Consider the following 19563-nt stretch of genomic DNA (forward strand, 5'->3'; position numbering starts at 1 on the left):
AGGAACCAATTGCACAGGTGACTTCTGAAAAACTTACCTCCAGAAGTAAATCCGGAGTGAGAGGTGTTTCCTGGCATAAGGAAAAGCAGAAGTGGATGGCAGTGCCTTTATCTGCGTCCAGGGGAGGACACATGAGCTTTGGTTGTTTGTGAATATACAGGATGCCATAAAGGCCATAAAAGCTGCTGAAGAGAAATGTGTGAAGCCTTATTGTTGAGGAGTGGAAAAATAAAAAATGGCCTGCAGAAAAACAGCCTTTACAGGCCTTTTTATTATCTAAGTTTGGGCCGGCAGTCTACGCATTAGAGACCTCAGTGGTATAGAGATGGCTTAGTTGAGATGAAATATAGTAAAAAGGAAGATATTTTTTAAAAGGACATAGATTGTCGCTTTGCTTTGCTATAATACAGATGAGCGATAATTCTAAATGAGGACTGCATCATCTATAGAAGAAATTTCGGATTGAGGGAGGTATGAAAATGAAAAAGTTTTTATGTGCTCTTCTTATTGCTGGTTCGCTTAGTGCATTTCCATCCTATGCAGCGGTAAGCAGCGGACAGGAGTCTGATACAAATTGGGAAGTCACATATCCTATAGTTTCTATCGAAGGCAATGCGGATGCCCAGAATTCTATCAATGCAGACCTTAATGATTATTTAGAGCAGCTGCGGATGGACTTCCAGAATGGTAAATATTACATCTGTAAAGAGTATTATACTGTCCATTATGAGGATAATGACGTTCTTTCCATTTCCTTGTATCAACTTCGCCTGCCATACGGTGCCTGTGGTAATCATTCTAAAAGCCTTGACCTCGTTTATGATAAAAATACAGGGGAGAGAATCCCTCTGGATAATTATGTTCATGTTACTCCTTCCGATTTGGAGCAATATAGGTGGGGACACAGTTATGACCAAAAAGGCAATAAGCTAAAATCTGAAAACATGTGGAAATCCCCTTTAAAAGAAGTTCCGACTAATTATTTTTTGACTGGTGGCGGAGTAGTATGTGTGGTGTTCAAGCCGTATGAACTAACTGCTGGTGCTTTTGGAAGCTGTTACATTGAACTTAAGCCGGATTATATTGAATATTTGAATAGAAAGAATCAGTGGTAATGCTGAAAATAATGGCCAGGCTTGCTGGGATATTAAGTATGGGAAACAATTAGTAAGGCTATCAATGTTTGAAGTTAGCAAAGAAATGCTCAAAGGCATTTATCAGGCGTATTCTTTACGGTATACAGACGATAACAATAACAATCACTGTGACCTCGTAGACAGAAACAAAAAGGTACGCCTGGAACCAAATAGCATCATACCTGTTTTTATAGAGGCAACAAGTTAATCGGTGGCAATTTAGAAGGAAGAAAATTTTAAGCAGTTAGAAACAATCAGGTGGGAGGTATAAATTATGAAAAAGTTACTCATTGCAACTCTCCTTGCTTCAGCATTATCAGCGGGTTCTGCTTTTGCGGCTGTTCCGGGTCTCTCCTTGAACAAGGCAAAGCCAGTCAGCTTCCAGGACGTAACTCCGCAGACTTATTCTGAATATTGGGAAGAAGGAAAATCCTTTAAATCCAACGGGAATCAGGAAGCCCCTGATTTGTTCAGTAGACAGTGGCGCAAAGCATCTACCAACTCTATTTCCTTAGTCACTCCTAGAATGATTGTCAGTTACATTTCTTTTACCGGTGAAAAGAGACTGCTGGATGTTCCGGCAGATTTTGAATCCATCATGGAAAAATATAACGACTTGGTTTATGTAGCCACATGGACTGATTTCTCCAGAGAAGGTGGCAGCGTCCTGTTTGGCGGTGGTGCTATTGCTCCCCAATTGCCTACACAAAGACTAGTCATAGACAAAGATGGCACAATTATCCGCCCTGTACCGATGCCAAAAGAAATTGAGAATTTGATGCCGCATAGCTTCGGCCTCGTTTACTATGCTTTCCCACGTAGTGTGATTCTGAATGTGCCATATACGATTCGCTGGGTAAACGGATACGGGAATATCCTCAACATGGACGCAACAGATAAGTTAATAAGGAGCCTGGCTGATGATGAGTTCCATTTCTATAACTCCAATAAAGGAATAGAAAGCGGATATATCATTGATGATGAGGAGTAATCCAATATAGGTGTGATTCCTGCAGTATCTCTATTGTATATGACAAAGGGTGCAGCAGAGATATGAAGAGAAGGTAAGGAGGCTTAATCATGGGTTTATTTGATTCGGTTAAAGGGAGCAACACTTCATCTGAAGGCATGCGTCCAAGCCCGGTACGTGAGTTTCTTGGGCAGGAGTTATATGCTATTGATTGCCGTGGCGCTAATCTTTATGTACATGAGAATGCAGTTGTGATCGATAAGACCGGAGGCGGATTATGGAATTTGGGAGATAACAATTTCAAAGTTATCCCCTTCAAATCCATAATAGCCATACAGGCTAAGTTGAAGTCTACCGTTCTTAATGGGTATATTGAATTTGAAACCGCCAACAGTCCACTGAGTATTGGCAGTGATAAAGCTGAGCGTACTAGCGAAAATAGTGTTATTTTAAGTGGTACTGAAGAGAGATATCAGCAGGCTAAAGAGGCGCTTCAATATATCTTCGACCATATTTGTAAGTAACTTGAAATAGAAGCGGTCTGTAATGCGTATAGGTGGCAGTTTAAATAACTGAATACGTCTGTAGACAGTTTAAGGCAGCAGCGGGAGTTATTGGTGGTAAAATAAAAAGAGTCACATCTGAGACGGCTTTAACGTGAGAAATCGAAGAGAAATTTATTGTAGAAGCATTCATATGCCGTTATTTGGCAATCGTTGAATACGGTTGCCTTTTCTTTCAGTTGCTTATGATGTTCTGTACCATGTATTATATGGTATGGTATTAGTGCATTTTAACACCTTCAAATCATAGGATTGCCATGTGATTGGCTTTGTGCAGATAGAATCGTTGCTGAATAGTTGAAGAGTTATTGGAGTATTGTATGACCTATCAAGATGTAAAGAATATAGCTGGTGAACTCGGCTGGACTGTCAGTTTAGATGATGGACGATTTCATTTCTGCTTTTGCAGGGAAAAGGATTATTCCTTCGCTATTCTGGCAGACTCAGATGTGGAGCTGATAAGCAAGGTTCGGCTTTTGGCTTATAATTACGCTGAGAATCATCCATTTAAAGAAAAGTTAGATGAATTGGCTGGGCGCTTGATGAAAGAAATATGATGGGAAAGGGAGTTATGGAGTTATTATGTTGAAGAAAATGCTGGCATTTTTATTTGCGTTTGCAGTAGCAGGTGCTTGTCACTCCTATGCAGAAGATTGGCAGTATCTCGGTGAATTCACACTGCCATTAGATTATAACTATGCAAGAGACCCGTTAATTCTTAATCATCTGGGAATAATGAAGTCATCATATGGAAGTTATAGGTATTTTAAGGTGTATTACTGTCATAGCCATGCAGGAGATCAAGGCCAGTCTAATGAATATGTGACTTGGGGGAGTTTTGAGATAAAAGGGAAAGTTGTACCCTTAGATTCCAAAACCTTTAAAACTGAAGAAAGAACCGGCCTATATAATTCATATGTTATCTCCGATGTGGTTATTAGGAATAAAGGGGTATTTAGTGTTATTCCTCAGTCCTTGGCAGCATATGATTCTAGTAATGGAGCAGTATTATTCCAGGAAAGTGGAGAGCTTCCACTGGAATCTTTATATTCAGGTTCTGCGGCAGAATATATGATAAACCTTTCTGGTCCACATCCCACGTATGAGGGTGCTGTTATGGGCATTAGATCGAAGTATTAATATCAGTCATGACGGCAGATTTTTAGGTTAAATATTGGGAGAGAAAAAGCTTCTTCCACTCTCTTGGAATCTTGAAAGGCTCATTTTGAATCCACTAAAGTGAATAAAAATGAGCCTTTGGGAATTTTAAATACTAATAATATTAATCGGTGATCATAGGTATTTATGATAAATTGTCACAACTTGTTACATTTTATCACAAATTGTGACATATCGACACAAAAAAGGCATGAGCTATTTGCTCCTGCACTTTTCAGAATCTTATATTTTACTTCCTATTGGATAACTTATCCTGATATACTATGAAATAGCTGTTTGATGAAAAAGGAAACGCTGTACTTACGGCAGGTTCCATGTACGGTTTTGATTTGAGCTGATTTTTATTCTGGGGGAAAAAAGGGAGGGAAAATAGTATGGTAAAAAGAAAAGCTGAAAACAAAAAGAAAGAGACTAAATATAAGCGTAGGACTAAAGAGGGGAAAAGAGAAAAACCAAATAAGACTACTAAAGCTGCAATCAAAGAAGGCAATCGGATTGCTACGAACAAAGAAATCAAAGGATCCCACAGTTTGGATGAGCTAAAGAAGGATCTGGGCTTGGAGGTAGATTGAAGTAGGGAATTAGAGATTGGATAAAATAATTAGTTCCGATAACGCCGATTTATCGGAACTAATACGGTATTTCAATACAGAAAAGTGAATAAATCCATCAGAAATAAGGCTTTTCTTGCCAGTAAATATTCATGAAAAAAATTGACTCTACTCATTTTTCCGTTTATGCAATAATTGCACACTGAACAATATTATAGATGTTTAATTTTTAAGCTGGTGCTCCGCCAGCTTTTTTTCGGTTACGAAAGGGCCTTTTCCGAATTATTCTTCACCGCCAATACCATGTCAGCTATTTTCACAGCTCTTTCATTATCAAGATATGTGCTTTTACCCATTTCAGTTATTATAGTTTCTCGAACAAAATCATCGTCCAGCTTTTTAAGCCAATCTATTTGTTGGCCGGTTTTCTTTAACTGTTTTTCTTGCTTCTGAGCAAATGGCAGTGCTGGCTGCTTGTACTGATTTATCTGGGTAATATGTTTATCAAACCATAGGGAATTACCATTGTCAAAAAGAGGAGCTAAGCCTGTGAACTCCAATGTGTCCACATTACGAATAAAGCCAAAATTACCATAATGGCGATCTTTGTTTTTGATAAGATAGTCAAACTGCAACATTGTATCTATTTCTTTTTTTGCCACAGGAATTTCTAGGGCTTCCATACATCTCATGAAATGATTGTAAGGTTCCTCATTTTCTTCATTTTTTACGACGTTCAGAATTTCATATGCCGGTATGTATTCGGTAGTTCCGTTTACAAAAGTTGGGCATTTAGACCAGGGAGTTCCATCAATCATGTTCAGTGAATATTTTACATGTGGAATTCCTGCCTTCGTTAACAGCTTATCTGCAATGACTTCATTAATTGGCTGTTGATATAATGGTCCTTTTCCAGCCTTCAGCAATACCCTTTCTTCGTTTTCTATGGTCCAGTACTTAGCGAGATCTCCATTGGAGCTATAATCAGGTCCTGGTTCTTCGGATTCAAAGCTCATTTCAAGAGGTTTCCCAGTGAAATCATTTTGAAAGAAATTTATTCTTTCCCAGTTAAACTGTCCCCCTTCGGGTTTAAACCAATACTGATCTGAAAGATTCAGCCCAAGGCTTTTCAAAGACATCTCCTGTATAGGATCTCCTTGAAATCTTTTGAGGAAAGTTTCTAAGCCTTCACGAGTCTTGGGTACATTCCGGTAACGCATCCATTGTTCCACAGATTCTTCCAGTGAATCATTTTCATCTTTATAAATGACTGACAATGGCAGCCTTTCCGAACTTTCAATTTGGATAATTTTTCTTACTCTTCCATATTTTTCATTGATATCCAGCATCATCACTGGTTCATTCTTTTGCATAAGGGTGTAAATCATAGGCGGTTTCTTCTTTTTAGCTCCGCTTCTATATTTTTTGTCCAATTAATTTCGCTAAAATCCACTCCCAGAAGCTTACTGATTTTGTACGCCTGGGTTAAATCGAACTCATATGAGCGGTTTTCGCAATAAATGTATTCATTCGGCTCCATGTTCAGCAGTAGAGCCATATCATCAATAGTCTGCCCTTTGGCTTCACGGAGTTGTTTCAGAATCTAGGTCATGCTTATCTACCTACGCTTTCAGATTCTTTAGGTAATTACAGGAGAATATATCAGAGTGGATATCTATAAGATTATCGTTTTTAGCATTCAAATCAGATACGATGCAAGGAAGATGTTTGTCATGCTGGTGGAGGTCCGCCATCAAAGATTTCCCAGTGTATATCTTCACTCTACTATAGCTCTCGTATTGAATGACGTCAAATTGTGCCAGTTTGTGCCAATTTATCACAATTTATCACAATTTGTGACAAATTATCACTCAAAAAGGCAGGAACGTTTTGCTCCTGCCTTTTTAGATTCCGTAATTTAAATAAAAAATCTGAAGCCAGTCTATATGCATCTATTACTGAGTCGTGTAGATTTGTATTATTTGGAATTAACATAACCGAATTTTTCCAGCGTTTTCTTTGCTTTTGGCGGCAAGGCTTCCATTTTTGTAGTTAGGGCATAAGCGAGGATGGTATCTTTCAATTCCTTGAGAATGTCGTTATAGATTTGGTCATCCACTGCGTGCTCCCGGGCGGTTTGGAGAATATTTTCCAGGATATTTTTAGGAAGGGAAGCGGTCAAGTTTAAGGTAGGAATCCGAATCATAATATCTGTATCTGACTGATTCACAATTTCTAAATCCCTATCCTTTAGTGCCTTTTGAATGGTGAGAAGCCAGTCATCTTTAGAAACTGTTTTTGCATGGCCCAAAAGAGTATCAACTGTTATTCCAAGTTTATCAGCCATTTTGATTAACATGTTGAATTTGGGCTCACTGCCTTTAGTTTCGTAATTCCGGTACTGTGTGATTGAGATGCCCAAGTCTTCGGCAAAGGCTTTGGCCGATCTGTAGCCGGCTTGAATTCGGTATTTTCTCAGGTTTTCACCAAAGGCAGACATAATCGAAGACCTCATTTTCTGAAACTATTCATGGTAGATGTAGAAATACACCATAATACTTATGGAATACATCTTTATGATAGCAGGAATATAGTTAGAATACAAATTTCTACGCAAATTTGATCCTCAATATGATATTTATTTTTTCAAAGTATTCTAAAATACTTATTTTTTCAATTGACTTATTCTAAAAATGGTAGTAATATAGAGAAAATGATTCCAAAAGTGTTAAAAGAGGTGAAGAAAATGAAGAAAATGAAGAAAAAGAATCAAGTTATTGTGAATGTTGAGGCTCTAAACGGACTTCTCAACCAGAGGTTTTTCAATTATGCAGATTTGTCGGAAAAATCCGGAATTAACTATAATACCCTGATTCGTATTAAAAGAACTGGGCATAGCTCTGTCAGGACAGTCAGAGTCTTATCCAAGGCACTCAAAGTATCACCACACTCTATTGCAGAAATCAAATCTGAGGGATAAATGGCCTGCGCGAGGCATAAGGAGGAAGCAATGATGGCAAATGTAAAGGTGATGTTTAAAGAAGTTTCAGGATTCGGTATTATCAAGGCATTTCAGAATTTTCCGAAAAAGCAGGTCGATGTTGAGGAAATCAAGGACTCTATTAAGAAAGATATCTTCAAAGGGAATTATGTGAATCTTTTTAACGATAATTCGCTCAATATCGCCATGCTGGTAAAACCTGGTTTGGGACTGGGAATTATATCTTATAAAGAAAATGAAGTGGAGATTCCCATTCTGAGCAATTCCCTGCTTTCGATTGTGAAAATTGGCGTTGGTTCCGGGTTTCAGACAAGTACGAGCTTTTACGAAATGTATTTTGTGGATACTATTGATGCGCAGGTAGAATCCGATAGAAATGAAGTAATAGCAGAAAAAAAGCCTGCGGAAGCATTACTTGATCCATCTGTTCCGCGGGTAACAGAAGAAATACTGTATAAAGGAGGTAAGCTTTCCGATTCGGGAAACAGGTATGGCCGCTATGTGACACCAGAGGGTCAGAACTATATACTCATTGAAAAAATTCATCGGCACAGTAAATTTAATAGGGCTCGTGCTGTCCGGATTGGAGACCCAATTAAGCTTGATGTACATAAACGCTATGTGATTCCTGCCTTTATGATCATTTGGAACGGCCCCTGCAAAGATAGATATGGTAATTTCTTCATGCCTGACGACATTGTGGAATCAACACTTGTTCATGCAGCACAGACGAGAGGTATGTTTAGCAAGGAAGCTCATACAGAAAGTACTGCCAGCGAAAACACAAAGTTGGTACCTGCAGCAGAGCAAGAAATTAAAGGGATAATTGAATAGGCGTTTTATATATCGGTAATGATTGGCGCCGATAGTGATTCAGAGAGTAGTAAAAGTCGGCGTGGGCCTAACACCTACCGGTTAGTTTTGACGCTAGAGAAAAAGAGACTGTGAGAAGATGATTGAACATTTTCCACAGCCCTTTTTATTTTGCGCTATTTTTATTTTTTAGCATGTTGACGTAATCCAACATTTTAGACAAACATCAAGCTTTTATTAACCATCTACTTTGCATATCTTTGATGAATTCTCTTAGCACTGATACCATACCCACATAACTTTCTTTAATATCTTCACCATCTTGATGGAGGGACCGATCAAGGTCTTTACTAAATTCATCACTTTGTATGTATATGAAATCCCAATCTACTTTTTCGAGATCAATCTCATTGTCACTTAAGGTTTCTGATCTTTCTGTTACATAATCTTCTACGTCAAATTCATTTCCGATTTCTTCGATTTGTTTTGCTATGTCCTCGAATACCGCTTTTTTAGATTGGTTAAGATTAACCTGAACTGTAAAATAAATTTTATAATCGTCAGAAGAGATAAGATCACAGACTGTATCATATTTCGTAAAATTACAATCAATTTTGCAATCAATGTCCGGGCTGTCAAAATCTCCTACATGTGATGGGGCTACGCTTACAAAGTCTCCCCAGAGACTTTTCAGTGTTTCTTTAATTTCTCTTTGCTTGTCTTGATTAATAGTCAACCAGTATATCATGATTCTCCTCCTCTAAGATTAATTGACTCTGCCTTACGTTTCTGATCATTGTGGATATTCGTTCATTTATAATTTTATATTTTATATATATTATCACATATCTTGCTAATATATACAATTTTTTGTTTTTCATTACATTCACCTTTTTCATTTATTTCTCCCCTTAATGAATACAAGTTTTATCAGCGCATCGGTTTTTGTATTAACATGTATGGAGGCAAGAAGATTGACAATAGTTATCGGTGTTTTTACAGGATTTAATATGGGGGAATGGCTCCATATTACTTGTTGAAACATAAATATGGTATTTGATATATCGATTTGGCATTATAAAATGGTTATTTAATATTAAGTTTGCATCTACGCTTCAATTGTACAAATATGCGCTATAATAATTTTAAACAAAGTATTTTGGGATAGCATTTGGGGATATGGCATATTGAGGAAATAAATTCTTTAATTTAATGAGTAAGGAGTGAGGGCATTGATATTAATGGAAAAATTAGTGGAAGGAACCATTCTTTATATCTATGGTTTGGATGAAAGAAAAAATTATGGTTGGAGTGAAAGGCAAAAAGGTAAAGTTGGAGTTGTGATGAGAAGTGATGATAAATTTAAGTATTATACAATTTTTTCATTACCTGAAAATGTATGCCTTCAAGATAAAGTCCTTTTCTCTGTTGTACAAAGCAGATACGGTCATATGTATGCTAAGTTCCTCATGCCAGGGGGAAATGAGCCGGACACAGCAATGCGTCGTAATGAGCCGGACACAGTAGCGCGTCGTAATGAGCCGGACACAGTAGTGCGTCGTAATGAGCCGGACACAGTAGTGCGTCGTAATGAGCCGGACACAGTAGTGCGTCGTAATGGGCCGGACACAGTAGTGCGTCGTAATGAGCCGGACACAGCAGTGCGTCGTAATGAGCCGGACACAGCAGCGCGTTGTAATGGGCCGGACACAGCAGTGTTCCGTAATGGACCGGATGCGCCAGCATCTCGTGATGATCCTCATATAGTAAGAGAAAAGCAGGATATAAAGAACAGAATAATAGCAAGAAAATATGGAAAAGAATTCCTAGATAAAATTGCGCCTATAATAAATTGCAAACTTAAAGAAACGCCGAAAACATATGAAGAAATTAATCGAAACAGGCATATAAAAGCGATTGAGCTGATTGATGAGACTGATGAGCATGATAAATGCTATGCTGCTTTGATACCCCAAAGAACTCCTTTTTTTACATCCATATTTATAAAAAATCCGAAGAGTAAGACATGTTACGACCCATCGTATACGATTACACTTGGATTAGAAGATTATAATTACCTAAAAGGGAAGTATTTAGATAGAGGAGAAAAATGCCTTATCTATTTTTGGGTCCATTGGAATAAGAAGAAATCAGAACGCGTCACATTTCAAGGTGAAAAGATTGAGGTAACTCCTTTTGAAGGTGTATGGGTGGCAGATTTTGCTAAAATAGTAGCTTACATAAAGAAATATAATCTTCCATTGAAAAAGTATACAAATTCCAAGACTGTTGGTGACAATGTAATATCGAATTATATTTTTGATTTAAGAGATCCAGAGATTTTTACGCAGCTCTTATGGAAACGTTGATTTGATTCAACTCCTGTGTAAGACTTACCATTGGCATAAAGGCGGTGAGAAGGAAATTCCTCCTCACTGCCTTTTTACGTGACCACAGCTATCTTTTCCCTTTACTTGATGATTCGGGATGTCTATAATATGTACAGTAAGTACTTATCATACGTAGACTACCTAAACTACTGAAAATAAAATGATTATACAGAAGATTATCACACCACGGAATGAAACAAGATATCTGCTCTTAGACGATGATTATCAAATTGTGGAGCCGGTACATCGGTATTTGAAATACATGGACTCTCTGGGGCGGAGCATTTTCACTCTTCGCACATACTGCTATGGGTTGAAGATTTATTTTGAATTTCTGGATGCCCAGGGATATAACTATCTGACACTGCTGGGAAAGGGGAAAAAGGTATCGCTGCTGACGGATTTCATCGGATTTTTAAAGCAGTGGAAGTATAAGGATGTACCTTCCGTCAGGGTGGCAAGAAGCCCCAGAACGATTAACAATATTATGGCCGCTGTCTTGGGGTTCTATCATTTTCTGGAGATGAACAATGAAATCCCTGAAACAGGATTCTTTTCCGGGAATAAAGTCCGCAGCGGCTATAAATCCATGCTTTCGGAAATGTACATGAGCCAGCGGGTCCGGGCATCTTATTTCCATTTGAAGGAGGATGATCGGAAAATAGAGACTTGCAGCCGACAGCAGGTGATGCAGCTTATTGAAGCATGCCATTACATGAGAGATCAGCTCCTGATTATGTGCATGTTTGAGGGCGGGCTTCGGCTGGGCGAAGCGCTGAATCTGTGGGTACAGGATTTCAAGGTTTGGAATAACCAGCTTGTCCTGCGTCAGCATGAGGGAAATCCCTATGCCCGGATTAAGAATCACAGTGAGGCTACATTGGATATGCCTCCTTACGTGATGAAGTTTTTCTGCAAGTATATTGTGGACGAGTATCCGGAGGGCGATTATAAGTATGTGTTTCTCAACTATAAAGGGATTCATCGGGGACAGCCATTGAGTGAAGATACGGTTGAAAAGAAATTTGAGCAGCTTTCGAAAAAATGTGGATTCAAGGTTCATCCCCATATGCTTCGTCATTCCCATGCCACAGAGCTGATAGAAGTAGGGAATTGGGATGTGCTGGATGTGCAGACCAGGCTTAGGCATAAGCATGTACAGACTACCATTGACAGCTATGTCAAAATCTCGGATGAATACAAAAAGAAGAAGTATGCAGAATTCCAGAAATGCCTGAAGAAAAGCCAGGGGAGTGATAAAGGGGATGATCAGTCATGACATGGGAGGAAGTACAGAGGTATTACCGGAAACATCCGGAATTACAGGGCCCTTATTTTAATGCAGCTTCTGTTGTTTCTACATCCTATCCGGAGACGGAATGGATTTTCACAAAGGACTACTATATAGACTTCTCTGCTATTCATGGTACGAGAGCAGAAATGGAAATGAAGCTGGTCTTGCTTTATCTGATTTTAAATCGGAAATTACTGCTGCAAACCATTATTGTCTATTATATTGAAGTCTATCCCTGCATGATAGATTTTCTTGCCCATGGATTATCACAGCCAATCAGGGAATTCAGCTTTGTTAAAGTCTTAAAAGGCTTTGATTCCGACATACGGAAATACTTTGCTCAGGATCATAAATTTACTATGTCAAGAATTAAATATGCTTCTTTGCTTCCTCGAAAGATCAAGAATCTTTTGGAGCGGATGGCATATACTTCAGAAGAGGATTATTTCCAAAGGGATTCATGGTCTATTTATGATTTTCACATGGAAAAGGACCGCATTAATCCCACTAATAGTATGTACCGCTTCTATTTTTACGATATCTATAATGAAAATAACCGATATATCCTGAAAAAGATGGTTGACTGGATGATAAAGAAAAGCCATATTTCATTCAGTACCATGTACGCCCGCTATAGTCATATAAAAGAGTTTCTGAAACACTTTCAGAAAAGACGTGTCCAGTCCCTGACCACGGAAGATTTGACTGCTTATATGGCAGAGCTTTCTGATACATCAAGGCAGATAACCACGTATAATGTCAAAATATGCAGCTTGGAATTTTTTTATAAATTAGGGAAAAAGCTGGGCTTCTGGGACACGATTCCCTTAAATTTTCATGCCTATAGGAAGCGGTATTCCTATGTCTGCGATTATCATACGATTGGTGGAGTATCCGATTATGTCAAACGGCAGCTCTTTTCAAAAATGAAAGAGATGCCCCGAGATCTGGCTATGATTCTACTCATTATGTACGAAACAGGTATGCGAATCAGTGAAGTTTGCCGGCTTACATTGGATAGCCTGCAGGATTTTCATGGCAGGTACTATTTAGTTTACTGGCAGCTAAAGATGAAAAAAGAAGTGGAGCAGCCGATTCCTTACGGTCTGTATCTTAAAATGAAAGATTATAAAGAAGAGCTGCTGACAGAGTATCCGGGAGAAATTTACTTTTTTACATCCGGATTCTGTACTCCTGCGAAAACACTTGCTGTTTCTGTTCGAATGAATAAGTTTATCAGCCTGGCAGGCATTATGGAGAAAGATGGCACACCATATCACTTTAAAGCCCATGAATTCCGTCATGATTTTGCACTCCGGCTTGTAAATAACAGGATACCTTTTCTGGAAATCCAAAAACTCCTTCATCATAGTTCACCGGAAATGTCAATGATCTATGCAAAGGTGTCTGAGCAGGAGAGAAAGGAAAGGTATAACCGGTTCTGCGATAGCACCGGTCATATTTCCTCAAAACTGAATGAAAAGGAAATGGCTGTTCATGATGACGTAGCTTGGATGCATTACATGCTTGGTCAGATTCTGCCTAACGGATACTGCTCCTACCCTGCAAAGCTTGGCGTATGTCCACATGCCAATCGATGCCTTTTCTGCGATCAGTTTAAGACGACGTCGGAATTCCTTCCTGTGCTGAAAAGGCAGCTTCTTAAGGTCAACTGTCTGATGGACCGGGCAGGGCATGGTGAAAATGAAGAATACAGAAAAACGCTGGAAAAGGTTCACCAAAAGCTGCAGCTCATTATTTCGTCCCTGGAGGCGTCAGAATGACAGTAATTACAAAGGAAAATATCAATTCACCTAAAACAGACGAAGAAAGAATGCGTGAAGATCGGTGGAACTTTCTGGAATTTGATTATATTCCGGATACCATGAAACCCTTATCTCAGGTCTCCGGTTACTGGGTGGTTGACTTCTCCTGTATTGCTGATACCGGTATTCGAGAAGAGCTGAAGACCTACTATGCCCATGTCATAAATGACCGTACCAGAAATCCACAAACGCTGGCGAACACATTATTTTATATACATTGGGTTTTGCAGTTTCTTTCAGGCCTGGAGCTAAAAAAATCGCTGCTGAATTATCCTTTGGATCGGCTGCAGGAAAAATATATCCGGTTCCTTAAAGATCATGGTAAGGTGACTAAATCAAGAATTCGACAGATTCATGGAACACAGGTTGTTCATACCTATGTGGAGTACAGCAGTCTGGGATTGGAACTGAAAGCTGTCTACAATTATTTGAGTAGAAAACAGCTTGCGGGCATGTCACTTTCAGAAAAGGATGTGTGGGACTTGAGGGAGCTTCCCTTTAAGGTGGAAGGCATCTCTTCAAGACCCCGGTTTATGTTGAATTTTGAGCATATCAGCCAGCTTCCTATCAGAAAGGTTTTTAAGAGGTATGTATATGAAAGATTGAAAACGAGGAAACTGTCCACTGTTTTCTGTGATTTCAAGGCAGTAAATCTATTTTCTGATTTTCTTATGAAGTATTATCCTGACCTGCAGCACCTGAGAGAGGTGGATAGAAATATTATCACCCACTATTTTTCTTACATAGATTCGAAAAATTTTGCTACCACCACCAGCAAATCAAGAAAAAGCCTGCTGAAACAGTTTTTGGAATTATCTTACTTCATGGGCATAGAGGATGTTCCTCAGCAGGAGCTTATATTCAGGGATGATTTCAGGAAAGCAGTAAAGCTGATTCCGAAAACCATCCCTAATGAGGTTCTATGGCAGCTGAATCGTGAGCTCCCGCACCTGCCCTATCAGCTGCAGACCATGATTTTGCTTTTAGAAAATGTAGGCATGCGAGTCAACGAGCTCTGTCAGCTTTCCATCGACTGTCTAAAAAGGGATTATGATGGTTTCTATTTTATTGAGTACTACCAGGGAAAAACGCGCTGCTATAACCGGGTACCAGTTTCTGATGCCATTGCCGATCGATTACAGAAACAGAGGGGAGAGACATTGGAACGATTTCCCCTTACAAGACTCATGTTTACTATTAATGGAAAAACACCGTATCCCCAGGAAAGCTTATCCAACCATTTGAATCAACTGTCCTACAAGTATCATATTATGGATGAAAATGGAAAATCTTTTCATTTCCGGCTCCATCAGTTCAGGCATACCGTAGCCATGCAGTACGCCCAGGCAGGGATGACACCTTATATGATTTCCTGTATGCTGGGACACAAATCTATTAAATCCATCATGTCCTATGTGGAACTTAATGACCTTATGGCAGACAAGAAGCTGGAAGTATTCTGGAATAAAGAGGAAAACTACCTGGCAAAGATACTCTCCCCGTCAGATGGGAATGAGGAGGACCAGGCGGTAAGGCTGACGAATGGGTACTGCATGAATGCAGGAGACATTTGTGAAGACGCCGTTATCTGTTATAACTGCAGTATGTTTTCTGCTGATCATACGGATAAAAAATTACTTCAGGACTATGCGTCGGCTCTTCGAAATAAAATTCCGGAGCTGGAGATGAAAGGTATGGAAAGAGAAGGTCAGGTATATAAGAAACTCCTGGCAGAGCTGGAAAAGGTATTGCGTATGCCAAAAGAAATGGATGATCTATGATGACAGGCAGGGAAGTTGAGTCGTATTTTGAGAGGCACCGGGAATGGCAGAGCATGACGTGGGACCTATCAGAGTTAATAAAAAAAGTGTACGGAAAAAATTCCATCAGAGTCAGAATCAGCCGATACTACTATGTGGACTTCACGCCACTGGCAGGCAGACCCATATGCCGGGAAATGAAGCTGGTGATATTATATTTTCTGTTGAATCTTCATTATAAAAGGCTTTTGCCCCTCATTGACTTTCTTAAGGCAGTATCTCTCTTTATTCATTATGCACGTGACGTTAAGCCAATCAATTCCCTGGGTGACCTGACTATGGAGGGGATAGAGGCTTTTAAAAACTATTTGTCCCTGATAGTTGGAAAAACACCTGTGATCAGTAGTTTTCTGCGTAATGTCAGATGCACGTGGCATGATGAATTCCATGCAGCTGCCTGGTATGAGCGGGATACTTGGGATTTAAGAAAAGTACATATGGATCCTTCGCGAATCAATATATCAGTACCAAATAGCAGAATTAATTTTTTTGATATAGAGAATCCGGACAATAAGAAGCTTTTTAAGACTTATATGCTGCATCTGATTGAAGACCGGAACATCTGTCACACATCCATTTGTACGAGATCCTACTCACTGAGAGCTTTTTTGAGAAGATGTCCCTGCTCTTTGAAGGAGATAGACTCTGGCAAATTAAAAGAACTGCTTATGCAGCAGAAAGAATTTTACCGGAGCCAGGAAAAGTATAATAATATGATCTACATTCTGGAAGATTTCTATCGCTTCTGCAATCTTGAGCATCTATTGCCGGACATCAAAATTAATTTCAGGGATTTCAGGGAACCCAGACGAATAAATATGCAGTTCAAAAGGCTGTCTCCCAGGGTAAAAAAGCAGATATTTGCTCACCTGCATGAACTGAGGCCTGATGTTGCCATGATATTTCTGACTGTTTACTGTACAGGTCTGTATCTGTCAGAGGTATGCCAGCTGAAAACAGACTGTCTGCTTAAACAGGAAGGGGTTTGTTACATCCGCGTCTGGAAGCTCCATGCGCAGAATGCGGTCAACCAGCCTATTCCACAGACACTTTTTGATTACCTCTCTTACTATAGAGATCGGGTACTGAAGCAGAATCCGGGCGATTGGCTATTTCCAGGAATTAAGCGCAAATTCATCAGCTCAGCCTCAGTAGAAGAAGAGATGCGCCGCTTCATTCTGAACCATCATATTACGGATGAGCAGGGAAACCTCATAAAATTTCGATTCCACTCTCTTAAGCATGACTTGGCTTATCGCATGCTTGATGATGACCTTTCACTGCTGACAGTACAGAATCTGCTGCATGCAGACACAATAGAATCAGCGCTGCTGTACTCTACGAATCATGAAAAAGAAAAAAGAGACAAATATTTCCATTTTCTGGAAAAGACCGGCAAAACAAAAGTATTGGCAGATGGAGAGGAAGACCGGCAAATTCTTTGGATACGAGAAAGAATGGCCCAGATACTTCCTAATGGATACTGCTCCTATCCCGTCAAGCTGGGCCTTTGTCCCCATGCGAATCATTGCCTTTTCTGTGATAATTTCCATACTACAAAGGACTTTCTGCCTGTATTTTACAGGCAGTCGGCAAAACTGGCACTCTTTCTCCATACTCTGGAGAAAAGCGGACAGGATAAACGGTATGAAGCCGCTTTGAAAGTAAAAAAACGGATTGATTACCTGATTCAAGAGCTGGAGGCGGATCATGATGAAGCAAGCAGTGAAGATCAAAGAAACGCTCAGTGATGAAAGTCGTATGGAAGAAGACTGCTGGAATATCTGTTCATTTGACTTTGCTAAAAGCTGCAAGGGTAAAAGGCTCCCGAGAACCATAAAACGTGGTATTCTTGACTTTGGAAAAATAGGCAGTATAACTATGCGGGAAGAACTGAAAAGTTTTTATCGTCAGATTATTCTGACCAGGAGACGGAGCGCGCGAACCTTTATCTGCAGCTTGAAGGTATGTCATTATATGATAGATTTCCTGAGCTCACTGCCGGGAAATAAGTCAACCTTGGACTATGAGGAAGATGATCTTTACAAAAAATATAAAAAGTTTCTGAAGGCTAAGAATGAGGCTTGTATACTCAGGGACCATGCCGTAAGGAAAGAACAGAAATACCATGTGTATCTGGAGGATAGTTGTCCGGTATTGGAAATCAAATCATTCTATCAGTTCCTGTTGGATCAGAAAAATAAAGATATTCCGGAAACGGATAAGGATATATGGGATGTAAAAAGGCTCCCTTTCCAGGTTACAGTGCAGTCATCCAGGCCCAGGTATATACTGAACTTTACGGGTATCACCCAGCTGCCCATACGGAAAATCTTTAAAAAATATATTCTTCAAAGGTTGAAGCTGCGAAAGCTTTCAACAGTGATGGATGATATGAAAGCAATGAACCTTTTTTCCGATTTTCTGCGCAGGTACTATCCGGATGTCAAGGAACTCCCACAGCTGACACGACCCGTTGTACTGGACTATTTCCGGTACATTGACAGCAGACATTATGTGTACACCACTGCAAAATCGAGAAAGGGATGTCTGAAAACCTTTTTTGAAAATGTCATATACCTTGACCTGGCTGAAATACCAACAAATCTGATTCTGCGAAAAGATTACAGGCAGCAAATCCACATTGTACCTCGGGTGATTCCCCAGTCAGTCATGGATCAGCTGCAGGAAGCAATACCCAAACTTCCCCAGCCGGTTCAGAATATTGTTATTCTTATAGCCAAAATAGGGATGAGGATCAATGAAGCATGCAGGCTGAGCATCCGCTGTTTGAAAAAGGACAGCGAAGGGGGATACTACATAGAGTATTACCAGTACAAGACAGAACACTACAATCGGATACCTATCTCTGATTCCATGGCAGAGCTCATCAAGGAACAGCAGACGGAAACTAAAAAACGGGATCCCCATGCAGCTTTCCTTTTTACCATACAGAGTGGGCGGGGGAAAAATCATCTCTATCCCCAGGAATCGGTATCCCGCATGCTGAACATCCTGGCAGTCAAGGAAAAAATCACAGGACCCGATGGGAAAATCTTCCGATTTCAGAGCCATCAATTCAGGCACACCGTAGCCACAGACTATGCAAGGCAAGGATTCAGTCCTCTTATGATCCAGTCACTCTTAGGTCATAGAAGTCCGAAATCCATTATGCCCTATGTGGAATACAGCAGGGATATGGAAAAAGAAAAACTACGCGCCTTTTTTGAAAAAGAGGGGAAAAGACTCTCTGCCGCAGTCAATGGGCCGCAGGGGAAGGATCGTTATGTGCCGCTGGTGAATGGATATTGCACCGACAGCAGCGATTTATGTGAAGATGCATGGATCTGCTACTCCTGCAGTATGTTCTCCATGGATGCAGCGGACAAGGCCCTGATGAGACAGTACCTGGTCAGAGTCCGGCAGAAAGCCGAAGACATGGAAATGAAAGGTTTTGTACGGGAAAGCCAGTTATATAGAAATCTGGAAAGAAATATTATACAAGCAATGGAGGAATCGGATCATGACAGATCGCAGTAAAGCAATGGTAGAATTCTCAAAAAACCGATCAGAGCAGAAAATCGAGTATGTGAAATCGGTAATCAGCCAAATGGAGATGGAGCACAAAAAAATATCCGTTTATAGTGTGCAGAAAGCTTCGGGAGTATCCAAAACCTTTATCTATGCTCACAGTGAATTGATTGATCTGATCCGGAATCTTAAAGGCGAAAAGAAACCGGATATTTCTGCAGAAGCCGCCGACACAGTGATAGCCGCGCTGAAAGTGGAAATCGAAGAGCTTAAAAAGGAAAATAAGATGCTGAAACAGGACCGCCTGTGGAAAGAAAAGTATCTCAGTGCCAAAGAAGAAAATGAACTGCTGAAAAAACGCATTGAAAAGCTGGAGGGACAGCTTTACTAAGTGCCATGCAATCTTTAAGCAGGAGTGGGGCAGTAAAAAACTGCCTGGAATGAAGTGGATAGACATGGCGGCGGACATGTTCATCCACTTTTTTCATC

The 19563-nt window shown here is 39.9% G+C and carries 19 protein-coding genes; 15 read left to right on the forward strand and 4 right to left on the reverse strand.

The genetic code is table 11. From position 1 onward, the window contains the following. Positions 1-479 precede the first annotated feature (479 nt). From HMPREF9453_RS09615 to HMPREF9453_RS09640, 6 genes are all read left to right on the forward strand, one after another. The gene (locus HMPREF9453_RS09615) at positions 480-1115 is read left to right on the forward strand and encodes a polysaccharide deacetylase family protein (protein ID WP_008860366.1); all 636 of its coding nucleotides are present in this window, start codon (positions 480-482) and stop codon (positions 1113-1115) included. 295 nt (positions 1116-1410) lie between these two features. Continuing rightward, complete coding sequence (locus tag HMPREF9453_RS09620; RefSeq protein ID WP_008860368.1) at positions 1411-2127, forward strand: hypothetical protein; 717 nt, start codon at positions 1411-1413, stop codon at positions 2125-2127. A gap of 89 nt (positions 2128-2216) precedes the next feature. Beyond that, entirely contained in the window at positions 2217-2630 is a 414-nt protein-coding gene (locus tag HMPREF9453_RS09625; RefSeq protein ID WP_008860369.1) for a hypothetical protein, read from the forward strand. 359 nt (positions 2631-2989) lie between these two features. Beyond that, the gene (locus HMPREF9453_RS09630; RefSeq protein WP_008860370.1) at positions 2990-3226 is read left to right on the forward strand and encodes a hypothetical protein; all 237 of its coding nucleotides are present in this window, start codon (positions 2990-2992) and stop codon (positions 3224-3226) included. 25 nt (positions 3227-3251) lie between these two features. Then, the gene (locus HMPREF9453_RS09635; RefSeq protein WP_008860371.1) at positions 3252-3809 is read left to right on the forward strand and encodes a hypothetical protein; all 558 of its coding nucleotides are present in this window, start codon (positions 3252-3254) and stop codon (positions 3807-3809) included. A 413-nt stretch (positions 3810-4222) separates the two neighbouring features. Further along, positions 4223-4420: a hypothetical protein gene (locus tag HMPREF9453_RS09640; protein ID WP_008860372.1), complete on the forward strand. Its 198-nt coding sequence runs from the start codon at positions 4223-4225 to the stop codon at positions 4418-4420. Positions 4421-4659: 239 nt separating this feature from the next. Here HMPREF9453_RS09640 and HMPREF9453_RS09645 read toward each other — a convergent pair whose 3' ends face one another. The 3 genes from HMPREF9453_RS09645 to HMPREF9453_RS09655 form a co-directional block, all read right to left on the reverse strand. Further along, the gene (locus tag HMPREF9453_RS09645; protein ID WP_222859648.1) at positions 4660-5772 is read right to left on the reverse strand and encodes a HipA domain-containing protein; all 1113 of its coding nucleotides are present in this window, start codon (positions 5770-5772) and stop codon (positions 4660-4662) included. Positions 5773-5783: 11 nt separating this feature from the next. After that, complete coding sequence (locus HMPREF9453_RS12430; RefSeq protein WP_392389371.1) at positions 5784-6002, reverse strand: helix-turn-helix transcriptional regulator; 219 nt, start codon at positions 6000-6002, stop codon at positions 5784-5786. 375 nt (positions 6003-6377) lie between these two features. Beyond that, the gene (locus HMPREF9453_RS09655) at positions 6378-6899 is read right to left on the reverse strand and encodes a helix-turn-helix domain-containing protein (RefSeq protein ID WP_008860375.1); all 522 of its coding nucleotides are present in this window, start codon (positions 6897-6899) and stop codon (positions 6378-6380) included. Between the two features lie 246 nt (positions 6900-7145). Here HMPREF9453_RS09655 and HMPREF9453_RS09660 point away from each other — a divergent pair, with 246 nt between their 5' ends. Together HMPREF9453_RS09660 and HMPREF9453_RS09665 are read left to right on the forward strand one after the other, a co-directional pair. Next, the gene (locus tag HMPREF9453_RS09660; protein ID WP_008860376.1) at positions 7146-7379 is read left to right on the forward strand and encodes a helix-turn-helix domain-containing protein; all 234 of its coding nucleotides are present in this window, start codon (positions 7146-7148) and stop codon (positions 7377-7379) included. 30 nt (positions 7380-7409) lie between these two features. Further along, the gene (locus HMPREF9453_RS09665) at positions 7410-8234 is read left to right on the forward strand and encodes a hypothetical protein (protein WP_008860377.1); all 825 of its coding nucleotides are present in this window, start codon (positions 7410-7412) and stop codon (positions 8232-8234) included. Between the two features lie 205 nt (positions 8235-8439). Here HMPREF9453_RS09665 and HMPREF9453_RS09670 read toward each other — a convergent pair whose 3' ends face one another. Next, positions 8440-8961, reverse strand: a complete 522-nt coding sequence (locus HMPREF9453_RS09670) for a hypothetical protein (protein WP_008860378.1) — start codon at positions 8959-8961, stop codon at positions 8440-8442. 484 nt (positions 8962-9445) lie between these two features. Between HMPREF9453_RS09670 and HMPREF9453_RS09675 the strand changes: the two genes are divergently transcribed. The 7 genes from HMPREF9453_RS09675 to HMPREF9453_RS09710 all read left to right on the forward strand — a co-directional run bounded on the left by HMPREF9453_RS09675 (position 9446) and on the right by HMPREF9453_RS09710 (position 19465). Continuing rightward, positions 9446-10582: a hypothetical protein gene (locus HMPREF9453_RS09675; RefSeq protein ID WP_008860380.1), complete on the forward strand. Its 1137-nt coding sequence runs from the start codon at positions 9446-9448 to the stop codon at positions 10580-10582. Positions 10583-10763: 181 nt separating this feature from the next. After that, positions 10764-11882, forward strand: coding sequence for a tyrosine-type recombinase/integrase (locus HMPREF9453_RS09680; protein ID WP_008860381.1), 1119 nt, complete (start codon positions 10764-10766; stop codon positions 11880-11882). Further along, positions 11879-13681 (forward strand): tyrosine-type recombinase/integrase, encoded by a 1803-nt coding sequence (locus HMPREF9453_RS09685; RefSeq protein ID WP_008860382.1) that lies wholly within the window; start codon positions 11879-11881, stop codon positions 13679-13681. The genes HMPREF9453_RS09680 and HMPREF9453_RS09685 overlap by 4 nt, the downstream gene beginning before the upstream one ends. Next, complete coding sequence (locus HMPREF9453_RS09690) at positions 13678-15504, forward strand: tyrosine-type recombinase/integrase (protein WP_008860383.1); 1827 nt, start codon at positions 13678-13680, stop codon at positions 15502-15504. The genes HMPREF9453_RS09685 and HMPREF9453_RS09690 overlap by 4 nt, the downstream gene beginning before the upstream one ends. Beyond that, positions 15501-17294: a tyrosine-type recombinase/integrase gene (locus HMPREF9453_RS11740; RefSeq protein WP_008860384.1), complete on the forward strand. Its 1794-nt coding sequence runs from the start codon at positions 15501-15503 to the stop codon at positions 17292-17294. The genes HMPREF9453_RS09690 and HMPREF9453_RS11740 overlap by 4 nt, the downstream gene beginning before the upstream one ends. Further along, positions 17254-19083 (forward strand): tyrosine-type recombinase/integrase, encoded by a 1830-nt coding sequence (locus HMPREF9453_RS09705; protein WP_008860385.1) that lies wholly within the window; start codon positions 17254-17256, stop codon positions 19081-19083. Before HMPREF9453_RS11740 ends, HMPREF9453_RS09705 begins: the two co-directional genes overlap by 41 nt. Beyond that, positions 19067-19465 carry a DUF6262 family protein gene (locus HMPREF9453_RS09710; protein WP_008860386.1) on the forward strand — a complete coding sequence of 133 codons (399 nt, stop codon included), beginning with the start codon at positions 19067-19069 and terminating at the stop codon, positions 19463-19465. The genes HMPREF9453_RS09705 and HMPREF9453_RS09710 overlap by 17 nt, the downstream gene beginning before the upstream one ends. The last annotated feature ends 98 nt before the right edge of the window (positions 19466-19563 follow it).

Source organism: Dialister succinatiphilus YIT 11850 (assembly GCF_000242435.1).
GTDB lineage: Bacteria > Bacillota > Negativicutes > Veillonellales > Dialisteraceae > Dialister > Dialister succinatiphilus.